Annotated in this window: 11 protein-coding genes; 6 read left to right on the forward strand and 5 right to left on the reverse strand. The window is 66.9% G+C overall.

Annotated elements, in window-relative coordinates:
* Positions 1 to 65: 65 nt before the first annotated feature.
* The 4 genes from ACP5M5_RS02590 to ACP5M5_RS02605 are packed head-to-tail and all read left to right on the forward strand — an operon-like array spanning position 66 to position 3,715.
* Positions 66 to 1,379 carry a cobyrinate a,c-diamide synthase gene (locus tag ACP5M5_RS02590; RefSeq protein WP_427935332.1) on the forward strand — a complete coding sequence of 438 codons (1,314 nt, stop codon included), beginning with the start codon at positions 66 to 68 and terminating at the stop codon, positions 1,377 to 1,379.
* A complete protein-coding gene (gene cobT, locus ACP5M5_RS02595) occupies positions 1,376 to 2,392 on the forward strand; it encodes a nicotinate-nucleotide--dimethylbenzimidazole phosphoribosyltransferase (RefSeq protein WP_427935334.1) in 1,017 nt (338 codons plus the stop codon). Before ACP5M5_RS02590 ends, cobT begins: the two co-directional genes overlap by 4 nt.
* A complete protein-coding gene (locus tag ACP5M5_RS02600; protein ID WP_427935335.1) occupies positions 2,376 to 3,131 on the forward strand; it encodes an adenosylcobinamide-GDP ribazoletransferase in 756 nt (251 codons plus the stop codon). The genes cobT and ACP5M5_RS02600 overlap by 17 nt, the downstream gene beginning before the upstream one ends.
* 44 nt (positions 3,132 to 3,175) lie before the next feature.
* The gene (locus ACP5M5_RS02605) at positions 3,176 to 3,715 is read left to right on the forward strand and encodes a hypothetical protein (RefSeq protein WP_427935337.1); all 540 of its coding nucleotides are present in this window, start codon (positions 3,176 to 3,178) and stop codon (positions 3,713 to 3,715) included.
* 661 nt (positions 3,716 to 4,376) lie between these two features.
* Here ACP5M5_RS02605 and ACP5M5_RS02610 read toward each other — a convergent pair.
* From ACP5M5_RS02610 to ACP5M5_RS02620, 3 genes are all read right to left on the reverse strand, one after another.
* A complete protein-coding gene (locus ACP5M5_RS02610) occupies positions 4,377 to 6,224 on the reverse strand; it encodes a ribonucleoside-diphosphate reductase subunit alpha (protein ID WP_427935338.1) in 1,848 nt (615 codons plus the stop codon).
* A gap of 98 nt (positions 6,225 to 6,322) precedes the next feature.
* Positions 6,323 to 8,050 (reverse strand): Na/Pi cotransporter family protein, encoded by a 1,728-nt coding sequence (locus ACP5M5_RS02615; RefSeq protein ID WP_427935340.1) that lies wholly within the window; start codon positions 8,048 to 8,050, stop codon positions 6,323 to 6,325.
* A 106-nt stretch (positions 8,051 to 8,156) separates the two neighbouring features.
* The gene (locus tag ACP5M5_RS02620) at positions 8,157 to 10,526 is read right to left on the reverse strand and encodes a xanthine dehydrogenase family protein molybdopterin-binding subunit (protein ID WP_427935341.1); all 2,370 of its coding nucleotides are present in this window, start codon (positions 10,524 to 10,526) and stop codon (positions 8,157 to 8,159) included.
* 157 nt (positions 10,527 to 10,683) lie between these two features.
* Between ACP5M5_RS02620 and ACP5M5_RS02625 the strand changes: the two genes are divergently transcribed.
* Together ACP5M5_RS02625 and ACP5M5_RS02630 are read left to right on the forward strand one after the other, a co-directional pair.
* The gene (locus tag ACP5M5_RS02625) at positions 10,684 to 11,544 is read left to right on the forward strand and encodes a sulfite exporter TauE/SafE family protein (protein WP_114913104.1); all 861 of its coding nucleotides are present in this window, start codon (positions 10,684 to 10,686) and stop codon (positions 11,542 to 11,544) included.
* Complete coding sequence (locus tag ACP5M5_RS02630) at positions 11,544 to 11,861, forward strand: DUF1634 domain-containing protein (protein ID WP_427935343.1); 318 nt, start codon at positions 11,544 to 11,546, stop codon at positions 11,859 to 11,861. Before ACP5M5_RS02625 ends, ACP5M5_RS02630 begins: the two co-directional genes overlap by 1 nt.
* Before the next feature lie 140 nt (positions 11,862 to 12,001).
* Here ACP5M5_RS02630 and ACP5M5_RS02635 read toward each other — a convergent pair whose 3' ends face one another.
* Positions 12,002 to 12,313: an EthD family reductase gene (locus ACP5M5_RS02635; protein WP_114911414.1), complete on the reverse strand. Its 312-nt coding sequence runs from the start codon at positions 12,311 to 12,313 to the stop codon at positions 12,002 to 12,004.
* Positions 12,314 to 12,392: 79 nt separating this feature from the next.
* Positions 12,393 to 13,262 carry a cell envelope integrity EipB family protein gene (locus ACP5M5_RS02640; RefSeq protein WP_427935345.1) on the reverse strand — a complete coding sequence of 290 codons (870 nt, stop codon included), beginning with the start codon at positions 13,260 to 13,262 and terminating at the stop codon, positions 12,393 to 12,395.
* Between the last annotated feature and the right edge of the window lie 36 nt (positions 13,263 to 13,298).

Here is a 13,298-nt window from a genome sequence, read left to right on the forward strand (position 1 = left end):
GGAAAAAAGTCTTTTTGCTTCTTTTTCTTCAGAAAAAGAAGATCCTTTCTTTTTTCCTTACTGCCATGAGCGCACGCGGGCTGATCATCGCCGCGCCATCCTCGGGTGCGGGCAAGACGACGCTGACGCTGGCTATTCTGGCGGCGTTGGCGCGGCGCGGGGTGCGGGTGCGGGCCGCGAAAGCGGGGCCGGATTACATCGATCCCGCCTTTCATGCCGCTGTGACCGGCCGACCCGCGCTCAACCTCGATAGCTGGGCGATGGCGCCGGCGCTGCTCGCGGGCCTCCTCGCCGCAGCCGGAGAGGGGGCTGATCTCCTGGTGATCGAGGCGGCGATGGGGTTGTTTGACGGCGCTCGCGGCGGCGAAGGCGCCGGCGCGGCGCTTGCAGCACGGTTCGGTCTTCCGGTGATCCTGGTCCAGGATGTGACTGGCCAGGCGCAATCGGCCGCCGCGGTCGCCGCTGGTTTCGCCCGCTTTGCCGCGGGCGTCACGCTTGCCGGGGTGATTTTGAACCGGGTCGCGAGTGCCCGCCATCGCGATCTCATTCTCCCCGCCATGGCGGCGGTCGGGATCCCGGTTTTTGGGGCTTTTCCGCGCGATAAGGAAGTTTCGCTGCCGGCTCGCCATCTCGGCCTGGTGCAAGCTGGCGAACATCCCGATCTCGAACGCCGCATCGCCGCGCTCGCCGATATCGCCGAGCGGACACTCGATGGCGACGCCATCCTGGCCGCAGCGCGCCCGCTGCCCGCACTCTCTCTGCCTCTCCGGCCAGCTCTGCCGCCGCCTGGCCAGCGCATCGCGTTGGCCCAGGATCGCGCGTTCAGCTTCGTCTATCCCCATCTTCTTGCCGGCTGGCGGGCGCAAGGGGCGGAAATCTTGCCCTTTTCCCCGCTTGCCGACGAGCCGCCGCCACCGCGCGCCGATGCCTGCTGGCTTCCCGGCGGCTATCCTGAGCTCCATGCCGCAACCCTTGCCGCAGCCACGCGGTTTCACGCCAGCATGGCGCGTTTCGCCGAGACCCGCCCGATCCATGGCGAATGCGGCGGCTATATGGTGCTCGGGCGGTATCTCGAGGACCAGGACGGGGTGCGCCATCCCATGCTCGGCCTGCTTGGGCATGGCACGAGCTTCGCCGGCCGGCGTCTGGCGCTCGGCTATCGCCGCGCCGTGCTCTGCAGCCCCTCCGTGCTCGGGCCGCGCGGGGTGGTGCTGCGTGGGCACGAATTCCACTATGCCAGCGCCATCGACTCCGGCATCGATCCGCCGCTCGCGACCCTGTCCGACGCGGCAGGCGAGAGTCTCGGCCCGGCCGGTGGCCGGCGCGGGCAGGTCAGCGGCGGATTTTTTCACGTCATCGCGCAAGAGGAGACCTCATGACCGCACCCAGCAGTATCGCGGCGCTTCGCGCCCGCATCCACGATCTCCGCCCCGGCAATGACGCCGCCGAGACCGAGGCGCGGGCGCGCCAGGAGATTTTGACCAAGCCGCCGGGCAGTCTCGGGCGGCTGGAGGAGATCACGTGCTGGCTCGCGCGCTGGCAGGGGCGCGCCATGCCACGCCTCGAGCGCGTTGAAATTCTGATTTTCGCCGGCAATCACGGCGTCGTCGCCGAAGGGGTCGCGGCCTATCCCGCCGCGGTGACAGCGCAGATGGTGGCGAATTTTGCAGCCAAGGGCGCCGCGATCAATCAACTGGCCGAGGTCGCCGGCGCCGAACTTCGCGTCTTTCCCCTCTCGCTCGAGACGCCGACGACGAACTTCGTCCACGCGCCGGCGATGGACGAGGCGGAATTTCTTGCCGCCGTCGGCGCCGGGATGGCGGCGGTCGCCCCGGACGCCGATTTGATCTGTCTCGGCGAGATGGGGATCGGCAATACCACCGCCGCCGCGGCGATCGCCGCCGCTCTGCTCGGCGGTGGCGGCGCGCGCTGGGCCGGGCGTGGCGCCGGTGTCGATGAGGCGGGTCTGGCGCGAAAGCGCGCCGTGATCGACGCAGCACTCGCCCGCCACGCTGACGATCTCGGCGATCCGCTGGCGGTGGCGCGCACGCTTGGCGGGCGCGAGCTCGCGGCCATTCTCGGCGCGGTGCTGGCGGCGCGCGCGCATGGCGTGCCGGTGCTGCTCGACGGCTTCGTCGTCACCGCCGCTGTGGCACCACTCGCCCGCCTCAACCCGCGTGCCCTCGATCACACGTTGATCGCCCACGCCTCCGCCGAGGCCGGGCATCGGCTGCTGGTCGAGGCTTTGGGGCAACGGCCGCTGCTCGATTTCGGCATGCGGCTCGGCGAGGGATCGGGCGCGGCGCTCGCGGTGCCGCTGCTCCGCGCCGCTTGCGCCTGCCATGCCGGCATGGCGACCTTCGCCGAGGCGGGCGTTGCCGACAAAATCTGACCTGATCGGCGATTTCCGAACGGCGCTCGCCATGCTGTCGCGGCTTCCGGCCGGCGGCGGGGCGGTGACGCCGCGCATCGCCTGGGCGTTTCCGCCGGTCGGCGCGTTGCTCGGGGCGATCGGGGGTCTCGCATACGTGCTCGCCGCCACCCTGCATCTGCCGCTATGGCTCGCCGCGTTCTGGGCGCTAGCGGCGGAGATCTGGGTTGCCGGCGGCCTGCACGAGGATGGGCTCGCCGATAGCGCCGATGCGCTCGGGGCCGAAGCGAGCCCCGCGCGCCGGCTCGAAATCCTGCGTGATTCGAGGATCGGCGTCTTCGGCGCGCTGGCGTTGATCTTGGCGCTCGGTATTCGCGCGAGCGCGATCGCGGCGATTGCGGCGATGGGGGGCGCGGGCGCGGTTCTGGCCGCCATGATGGTGGCCGGCGCGGCCGCGCGCGCGGCGATGGTCGGTGTTCCCTTCCTGCTCGCGCCGGCACGGCGGGACGGGCTCGGCGCTGGGCTCGGCCGGCTGCCGGCGGGGGCGAGCCTCGTCGGGGTCGGGCTTGCCGGCGCGCTCGCGCTCACGCTGCTCGGGCCGGGGCGGGCGCTTGGCGTCGCGCTCATCGCGGCGTTGGCGCTCTTCGTCGTCGCCGGGCTCGCGGCGCGGCGGCTCGGCGGTTATACCGGAGATATTTATGGGGCGGTCGCGGCGGTCGCGGCCTGCTGCGTGCTCAGCCTGCTTGCCGCGGTCGGATGAGGGAAGAAAGAATGGTCTTTTGTGAAAAAAAGAGCCAAAAAACGTTGCCGACAAAAACTCGTCTCGGGCAACGATTGGCCGCCCTGCCGCTGCTCGCACTCCTTGCCGCCTGCGCGACCCAAGCGCCACCGCCGGCGGCGCCGCGCGCCAGCGCCGCCACCTGGCGGTTCGACGCGACACCCGAGCGCTGCACCGCGCGCGCCGCCTTTCCCGAGGAGGAGGATGATCCCGCGGCCCTCACCCTGGTCGCCGAGCGCGGCGGCGGCATGAGCTTCACCTTCTCGAACACCGCGCACCCGCTGGCGCCGCGCCCGCCGGGTCTGGCGGCGACGTTGCATTTCGTCGCAACCGACGGCGGTGGCTGGACGATCCCAGCAGCCCTCGAGGCGCCGCGCGTCGTCGACACCGAATTGCCGCTGAACGAAACGACGCTGGCCGAGGCGCGAACCCTGCTCGCCGGCGGCACGCTGAGCGCGAGCGGCCATGTGCGCGGCTTGCCGGCGCTGGCGCTGCCGCCGGCGGGGGATGGCGGCGCCAAATTCCTCACCTGCGCCGCGCGTTTTGCCGGGCTTGCGCCAGACTAGTAAAATTCCAGCACTCCGTGCCGGCAGCGAGCGACAGGAATTGACTCGGGCGGGCCGAAGGTCGTTATCGGATTGCAGATTATCACCATGCGATGGGCGATGCTGCCTCTCTCCGCCGCGCCTCATACGCTCCTGGCCGGGATAGGCCGTGCATGGCGACGCGGCCCAAGATTTCTTATGCCCTGTCAGTAACCCATATGCTGCTGCATGGTTTCATTGTCCTGCACCACCGGCTGGTTGCGGTTGGCGCAGCCGAGTGTCACGCCGAGGGACGCCAGCATCGCCGCCCAGAGAAAAAATTTCATCCTTGCTCTCCCATTTTTGCCGGCGCGCATGCGCCGACGATCAATAACCCATTCGCGGCATCTGGCCCGGCACAGGCTGCTGCTCCTGGGATTGCGTCGTCGGAGACGGATGGCACGCCGCGAGACCGACCAGCATGAACGTGGCCCAGAGCAGCGATCTCATGGAACATCCTCCTCGCGTTACATGCCGTGAAGCGGGGGCATCGCCCCTGGCGGCTTCTGGTCCACACGTGGTGGCGTGGTTTGAGAGTGGCAAGCGGCGAGGATGAGGCACGCGATCAAAACCACGCGAAGGAAACCTGTCATCGCGAGCCTCCCGGCTTTGTCTCCCGCGCCCGCCGAAATCCGCGGTTATCTTACTGGCAGGCGAGACATTCCTCATAATCGGCGACCCGCGCGGCTGGCGGCGGTGCGGCCATCGCCGGCGCAGCCCCGGCCGGCGCCTCCTCCGGGCGGATCGCTTTCTCGCTCACATTATCGGCGCGCTGGATCGAGAGGCTGCGGCAGTAATAGAGGGATTTGAGACCGCGTTTCCACGCCAACAGATGAATCTGGTGTAGATCGCGTTTATGCACATTGGCGGGGAGGAAAACGTTGACCGACTGGCTCTGGCAAACGAACGGCGTGCGGTCGGCGGCGTGTTCGATCACCCAACGCTGATCGAGTTCGAACGCGGTCTTGAACACCGCCTTTTCGTGCTCGGTAAGGAAATCGAGATGCTGCACGCTGCCCTTGTTGAGCGTGATCGAGGACCACACGGCATCGTTGTCCATCCCCTTTTCCGCGAGCAGGGCCTGGAGATGGCGGTTGCGCACAGTAAAACTGCCGGACAGCGTCTTCTGGAGAAAGACATTGGCGGCGATCGGCTCGATCCCAGGGCTCGCATTGCCGGCGATGATCGAGATCGAGGCGGTGGGCGCGATCGCGATCTTGTTCGAGAAGCGCTCGGAGAAGCCATAGTCGGCGGCGTCGGGGCAGGGGCCGCGCTCTTCGGCGAGCAGCCGCGACGCGGCATCCGCCTGGGTGCGGAGATGCTGGAACATGCGCTTGTTCCAGACCTTGGCGATGACGCTTTCGAATGGCACGTGCTGTGCCTGCAGGAAGGAGTGGAAACCCATCACCCCGAGCCCGACCGAACGCTCGCGCATCGCCGAATATTTGGCGCGTTCCATGCCTTCCGGCGCGCGGTCGATGAAATCCTGCAGGACATTGTCGAGAAAGCGCATCACATCCTCGATGAAGAGGGGATGATCCTTCCACGCGAACCAGTGCTCGAGATTGACCGAAGACAGGCAGCAGACCGCGGTGCGCTGGCGGCCGTGCTGGTCGATCCCGGTCGGCAGCGTGATCTCCGAGCAGAGATTGGAGGTTTTGACCTCGAGCCCGGCGAGTTTCTGATGCTCGGGGCGAAGGCGGTTCACCTGGTCGGAGAAGATCAGATACGGCTCCCCGGTCTCGACACGGGCGGTCAGAATCCTGATCCAGAGCGCGCGAGCGGAGATGCTGCGCACCACCGCGCCATCCTTCGGTGAGACCAGCGCCCAGGGCTCATCCGCCTCGACGGCGCGCATGAACGCGTCCGAAACCAGGATGCCGTGATGGAGATTGAGCGCCTTGCGATTCGGATCGCCGCCGGTCGGGCGGCGGATTTCGACGAATTCCTCGATCTCTGGGTGCGAGACCGGCAAATAGACCGCCGCCGAGCCGCGCCGGAGGCTGCCTTGCGAGATCGCCAGCGTCAGGCTGTCCATCACCCGGATGAATGGGATGACGCCGGAGGTCTTGCCGTTCTGGCCGACTTTTTCGCCGATCGAGCGCAGATTGCCCCAGTAACTGCCGATGCCGCCACCCTTGGAGGCGAGCCAGACATTCTCGTTCCAGAGCCCGACGATGCCCTCCAGACTGTCGGACGCCTCGTTCAGGAAGCAGGAAATCGGCAAACCGCGCGCCGTGCCGCCATTGGAGAGCACCGGCGTTGCCGGCATGAACCAGAGCCGGCTCATATAGTCGTAAAGCCGCTGCGCATGCCCCTGATCGTCGCCGTAATAGCTTGCAACGCGGGCGAAGAGATCCTGATAGCCCTCGCCCGGGAGCAGATAGCGATCATCAAGCGTCGCGCGGCCGAAATCGGTCAGCAACGCGTCGCGACCACGATCGACATGGATCTGCTGGCGCCCGGGCAATTGAATATCGATGTCGAGCACGGCTTTTCCCTCTTTGGCTGCGATCGGCTGAGCCCCTATCCTGCCGTAAAATTCGGCCGCGTCAATCTATATCTTGATTGGTTAATCGCCGATTACCACTACCCCTGGGATGTCTGGTCGATTTGCTGGATTTCCTGCGAGTCGCCCGCGGCCTCTTTCAGGGCGGTTTCGTCGTTCGGCCGCAACCGGCTCGGGAGCAATGCGCCCTGCTCCTCCAAGACCGGATAGGCGGCGGCGGCGACGAAATGGGTGTTTATCCGCAGAAGGTCCCGCAAAACGTCGAGATGCAGCGTGCTGGTCTCGGTGCTGTCGATTCGCCCCGCGCGCAGGCGCGCGAAATGCGCCGCCGTCGCCCGCGCCTCGAGATCGCGGAGCGCCTCCTTTTCCGCGGCCAACAGGCGCGCGGTCGCAAGATCGCCGGAGAGAAAGACCGAGGCAGCGGTGCGCAAATTCTTCACCAGCCGGGCGAACATCTGATCGAGTTCGGCCCCGCCCTCGGGCGAAAACGCGATGCCGCGCTTGATGCGCTTGGCGGCATGGGCGAGGAGGTTTTTGTCCACGACATCGCCGGCGTTTTCGAGATGGGTGGTGAAGGCGAGCACCTGCGCGAGACGCTGATGATCCGCCTCGCTCATCGATTCGGGATCGAGCAGGGTGAGATAGGCTTTGATCGCGGCGTTCAGCCGATCCAGCACGTCATCGAGCCGCCGCGTCTCGCCGACCCGCCGCCGGTCGCCGCCGATCAGGGCGGCACGCGCGCCGGCGAGCATGGTCTCCAGCACGTCCGCCATGCGCAGCGCTTCGCGCGCGGCGGCGGCGATGGCGATCGTCGGCGTCTCACGCGCGGCGGCGTCGAGATAGAGCGGCCGCCCGGGATCGATTGCGGCGACGCGCGAGGGCAGCAGCCACGCCAAGAGCCGCGCATAGGGGGTGAGGGCCGGGAAGAAAATGAGCGCGAGAACGAGATTGAACGCGGTGTGGAAATCGGCGACGGCGCGCGCCGGGTCCGGCTCCAGCACCACCAGCGACCGCCCGATCGGGCCGAGCAGCAGCAAGGCGACGATGACGCCGGCGACGCGGTTGAGCAAATTGCCCATCGGCAGCCGCCGCGCCGCCGGATCGTCGCCGGCGCTCCCTTCGAGCAGCGGATTGATCGCGGTGCCGAGATTGGCGCCGAGCACGAGCGCGAAGGCGGCATCCGGCGGCACCACCCCGCGCGCCGCAAACGACATGATCACCAGCACCACGGCGACCGAGGAATGCGCCGCCCAGGTGAGCAAGGCCGCGAGCAAGACGTCCATCAGCGGCTGCGTGGTGAGAGCCCCGAGCAGCAGCCGGAGGCTGGAGACGTCCTCATAGGGCGTGATCACCTGAAGCAGGAGATGAAGCGCCAGCAGCATGAGCCCGAGTCCGATGCCAACCCGCCCGAGATCGCGCACCTGGCTCGCGCCGCCACGGCGAAAGGCGATCACGCCGGCGAGGATGAACAAGGTCGCGATGCGCGAGACATCGAACGAGAGCACTTGGACGATCAGCGTCGTCCCGACATTGGCGCCGAGCATCACCGCAAGGCCGGGAACCAGCGCCAGCATGCCTTCGGCGGCGAAGGAGGCGACCATCAGCCCGGTTGCGGTGCTGCTTTGCAAAATCGCGGTGATGCCGAGCCCGGCGAGGAAGGCGGCCGGCCGACGCGCCAGCGCGATCCCGAGAAACCGCCGCAACGAGGGCCCAAAGGCGCGCTGCACCCCGGTTTGCACCATATGCACCCCCCAGAGCAGGAGGGCGATCAGGCCGGCGAGATCAACCAGGGTCAGTGTCGCGTCCAACCGATCCCTCCCTCGGGCGAAAGGCTCCCTTATATGGGGGCGGGAAGGGCGCCGGGCCAGTCAAAAAAAGAACCAGAGGCGCCGCTGGCCCGCGCGGCAAGCCGGATCAGCCTGCCGGCGACCCGCCATTGAGGGCGGCGAAAACCCGCTCCGGGGTCGCCGGCATGTCGAGGTGATGGATGCCGCGCGAGCGCAGCGCATCGATGACCGCGTTCATCACCGCCGGCAGCGCCCCGGCGCAGCCCGCCTCGCCGCACCCCTTGGCGCCGAGCAGGTTGGTCCGCGCCGGCACCGGGTGAAAACCATTGTCGATAGCAACGAGATCGCCGGCGCGCGGCAGGGCGTAATCCATGTAGCTGCCGGTGAGCGGCTGGCCCTCGCTGTCGTACTGCGTTGCCTCCATCAGCGCCTGGCCGATCCCCTGGGCGATCCCGCCCTGCACCTGCCCCGCGACCAGAAGCGGATTGACCACGGTGCCGAAATCATTGACCGCGGTATAGCGCGCAACCCGCACGCACCCGGTTTCGGGGTCGATCTCGACTTCGGCGATGTGGCAGCCATTGGGGAAGGCCGAGGGGGCGCCTTGATGGATGTGGCGCACATCGAGGCTCGCCGGCACGTCCTCGGGCGGCGGGCTTTCGCGCAAGCGCGCGGCGAGGTCAAGGAGCGAGATCGCGCGGTCGGTCCCGGCGATGGCGAAACGGCCGCCGCCTGGGCCAATCGCGAATTCGATGTCCGCCTCGGCGGCTTCGAGCAAATAGGCCGCCGCCTTCTTGCCGCGCGCGATCACCAGATCGCTTGCTTCGAGGATTGCCGCCCCGCTCGCCATCAGTGATTTCGACCCGCCCGTGCCGCCACCGGCGATCAGCGCGTCGCTGTCACCCTGCAGCAGCCGGACCCGATCGATCGGGATGCCGAGCTTGGAAGCCAGCACCTGGGCGAACGGCGTGCGATGACCTTGGCCGTAATCGAGGGTGCCGGTGATGATCGTGACGCCGCCATCGGCGTCGAAGCGGATGCCGCCCATCTCGCGCGATGGCGGCGCCGTGACTTCGAGATAATGCCCAATCCCGCGCCCGCGCAAGAGCCCGCGCGCGGCACTTTCGGCGCGGCGCGCGGCAAACCCGTCCCAGTCGGCGCGGGCCAGGGCCTGATCCAGAACCGCTGGAAATTCGCCGCTGTCATAGGTCATGCTGCTCGGCGCGGCATAGGGCATCGCCTCGGGGCGGATCAGGTTGCGGCGGCGGAGTTCGATGGGGTCGATGCCCATTTCCACGGCCGCGGTCTCGATCAATCGCTCGATATAGTAGTTCCCCTCCGGCCGCCCGGCGCCGCGATAGGGGCCGACCGGCGTCGTGTTGGTGAACACACACGCGGTGTCGATCTCGATCAACGGGGTCGCATAGACGCCAACGATGTTTTTGGCGGCATTGGCGGTCGGCGGCACGGTCGCGGCGTTGGTGAGGAAGGCGCCGGCATTGCCAAAGCCCGTGAGGCGGACGGCGAGGATCTTGCCCGCGGCATCGAGTGCCAGTTCGGCGTGCATTTCGTGGTCGCGGCCGTGGCTGTCCGAAAGGAAGCTCTCGCTGCGTTCATCGGTCCATTTCACCGGCCGGCCGAGGCGTCGCGCGGCCTCGAGCAGCACCGGATATTCCGGGTAGCAGCCCGCTTTCATCCCGAACGAGCCGCCGACATGGCCAGTCAACACATGGATTTTCTCGACGCCGACGGCCATGACCTCGGCCAGCGCCGCGCGCAAGCCAAAGACACCTTGGCAGCCGACATGGAGCGTGAAACGGCCAGATTGGGCATCGTATTCGCCGATCGCGCTGCGCGGCTCCATCGGGCAGACAACGATGCGGTTATTGCGGAGATCGAGGCTCGTCACATGCGCCGCCCGCGCGAACGCCGCCGCGACCTGCTCGCGATCGCCATAATGATAACGAAGCGCGATATTGCCCGGGGCACTCTCATGGAGCTGCGGCGCGCCGGCGGCGGCCGCCTCGCGCGCCGTGGTGACCGCGGGCAGCGGCTCGATCTCAAGCAGGATCGCTTCCAGTGCGTCTTTCGCCTGTGCCACGCTCTCGGCGACGACGCAGGCGACCGGCTCGCCGACATAGCGCACGCGATCGCTCGCGAGCGGCGGGTAAGCGGGCGAGATCAGCGGCGCCGCGTCACTCCCCGGCTGCTGGAACCCTTGCGGGATGCGCCCGATCCCGGCTTCGCGCAGCATCGCGCCGGTCACGATCAGGTGAACGCCGGGCATGGCGCGCGCCGCCTCGAGATCGATCGCCGTGATCTGGCCATGGGCGTGGCGGCTGCGCAGCATCACCGCGTAGAGCTGCCCGGCGCACGCGAGATCATCGCTATAGCGGCCTTCACCGCGCAGCAGGCTGGGGTCTTCAAGGCGGGGCACGGGCTGGCCGAGGGCGAATTTTTCCAAGCCAAGATCAGGCGTGTCGAACGGTGGGTTCATCGGGAATGATCTCCGTGGCGAGGGCGCCAAGGGTGAGATGGCATGAGGCGAGGATGCCGCCTGGGCGCCGCCTGGGCAAGCGCCTCGGCGAATCGGTTGACAAAACAGCAAATAAGCGTGCACGCGAGGGGCGTTTGAGGAGCCTTGAGAGCACGCCATGACGCTCGCATTCTCCGCATTGCTGTTCGCGCTCGCCGCCGGCGCCAGCGCCCTCGGCGGCGCGCTTGGCATGGCGAGCGGCATTTTTATCGTGCCCCTGCTCACACTCTTCGCCGGGGTTGGCATTCATACCGCCATCGCCGCCAGCATCGTCTCGGTGATTGCCTGTTCGACCGGGAGTGCGGCGGCCTTTCTCCGCGCCGGCCTGACCAATTTGCGCGTCGCGTTGGTTTTGGAAACGGCGACGACCGCCGGGGCGCTGGCCGGGGTTTTGCTGATCGGCGTGTTTCCGATCCCGGCGCTGTTTTTTTTGTTCGCGTTCATCCTGCTGCTGTCGGCGCGACAGATGATGGCAAGGCGCCGCGAGAAAGCGACAGCCGCAGCCAATGGCGACGGGCGCGATTGGGCCTCGCGTCTTGATCTTCACGCGAGCTATCCCGATCAGGCGGGTGGCGATGAGATCGCCTATCGCGTCGGGCGGTTGCCGTTGGCCCTCGTGCTGATGTTCGGCGCCGGGCTGGTTTCGGCGCTGCTTGGGATTGGCAGCGGCGTTCTCAAGATTCCCGCGATGGATACCGCTCTGCGCCTTCCCATCAAAGTCTCCTCGGCGACCTCCAATTTCATGATCGGCGTCACCGCGGCGGCAAGCGGCGTCGCTTATTTCGCGCGCGGCGATATCGATCCCGTGATCGCTGGCCCGATCGCGGTCGGCTCGGTCATCGGCGCAGCACTCGGAGCGCGCTTTCTGATTGCGGTCTCGGGCGACAGGCTGCGGTTGGTTTTCGTCGGGGTGCTGCTTATCCTCGCGGTGCAAATGCTGCTTGCGGCCTTCGGGGTCAACTTCCGGGGGCAGGCGTGATGGGCGGCAGATCCGGCCGCCATCCCCGCCTCGAGCCCTTGCTCGCGCGGACGCTGACACTCGGCACGTGGCTTGCGAGCGCGATCATTCTCCTCGGCTTTGGGCTGACGCTGATCGACGGCCGCGCGGCGGGCGTTACTCTGATCACCGCCGGGATCGCGATTTTTCTTCTGCTGCCGGTGCTGCGCGTTTTGCTGATGCTGATCGTATTCGTCGGCGAGGGCGATTTCCGCTATGGCGCCATCGCCGCTCTGGTGCTCGCGATCATCGCCCTCGGCGCCGCTCTCGGCCTACGCATCGGGGGCTCACCGGGGTAGCGCTCGCGCCTTTGCCCTTTGCGGCGCAATCCGCGCCAGAATAAAGTGCAAGAAAGAGGTTCTTTTTGAAAAAAAGAACCAAAAACTTTTTTATCCGTGGGTCAGTCGCTGCGCCGTGGCAAATCGTTTCGCATGGCCTGTCATGACCGCACGGCGCTGATCTGGATGGTCGGCGCGATGTCGGTATAGTTTGGGATGTCGGCCATGATCTCTTTCGCGTGGGGATGAAACGCCGCTTGGAAGGCGTCGACGCTGTCGAAATAGAGATGGGCGGCGCCGACGAAAGCGGGCGGCGCGCCCGGCGTGCCGCCGGCGAGGCCCTCATCGATTTCGGTTTTCTTGAGGGCGGCGCCAAGCTTTCCTTGCACCATCGGGATATGCTTGGTTGCGTAATACTGCATGTCGAAACGCTTGTTTTCGCCATGCGGATAAAGAACGCTGACCTTGATCATCCTCGACCTCCCCGATTTTGTGTCTTGCGGCGATGAGGTAACCACGCCCGGTCAAGACCGGCAAGCCCCCTTCCGCCGGTCAGCAATGATGCGGGGGCGCAAGCTTGAATTGATCGAGCTTCCCCTGCATCACGAAATCGCCGAAATCCATGTTCAACTGATCGGCGACGCCGTTTTCCCAATAATGCATGCCGACCTCGTAATCCGGCTCGGACGCATCCGGGGTGCGGTCGAAAAACGCCACATGCACAGTCCCGCTCGGCAGCGCCGCCAGCGGCGCGAAGCGGAACGGCTCGGGCTTGTGCCATGAGGTGATCACCACCGAGGTATCCTGCGCCCCGGTATCGCCGGTGCCATCGAACAGCGGCAGGGCGAGCACCTTCTTGCCCTGTTCGGCGGCGGCGATGATGGTCGCGGTATGCCACATCGGGAACAGCGTGCCGGCGGGGAGTTTCTGCACGTTTACCTTGGGCAGCGAATAGCGCACCTCGCCGGCGCCGCCGGGATGATCGACGGACGCCTCGCCGGAGGTCACCTCGGTGGTCGCGGCGTCGGTGGTCTGGCGCATGCGGAAACGCATTCTAAGACCATCTTTCGATTCCCAGGTGGCGTAATCGGACACCATGCGGACATCCTGGCCGTCGCGGTTGGTGATGGTCATGTCGAGGCGCTGCTGCACCGCCCAGCCATCGCAGGCATCCATGACCTCATAGCTCATCGTGCCGGTCGCCGCGATGACGTCGCCGCCATGGCTGGTATCGAGGGTCAGCTTGTAAAAGGCGCGATGGGCGGCAAGTCCGGCGGCGATTTTCGCGGCCGTCGGCTCGCCGAGATGCGCCGCCGGGTTATCGGCAGCCGGCGTCAGCGGCATCGGCGGCTCGGCAAAGGCCGCCCAAGGCAGCGTGATCAGACAAAGCGCGGCCGCAATGGCCAGAAGCCAAGGTTTCATGCGCGTGGCACTCCGCATACGGTCTGATGACATTAG

Origin of the sequence: Acidibrevibacterium sp., from assembly GCF_049965395.1 — a bacterium.
Lineage (GTDB): Bacteria > Pseudomonadota > Alphaproteobacteria > Acetobacterales > Acetobacteraceae > Acidibrevibacterium > Acidibrevibacterium fodinaquatile.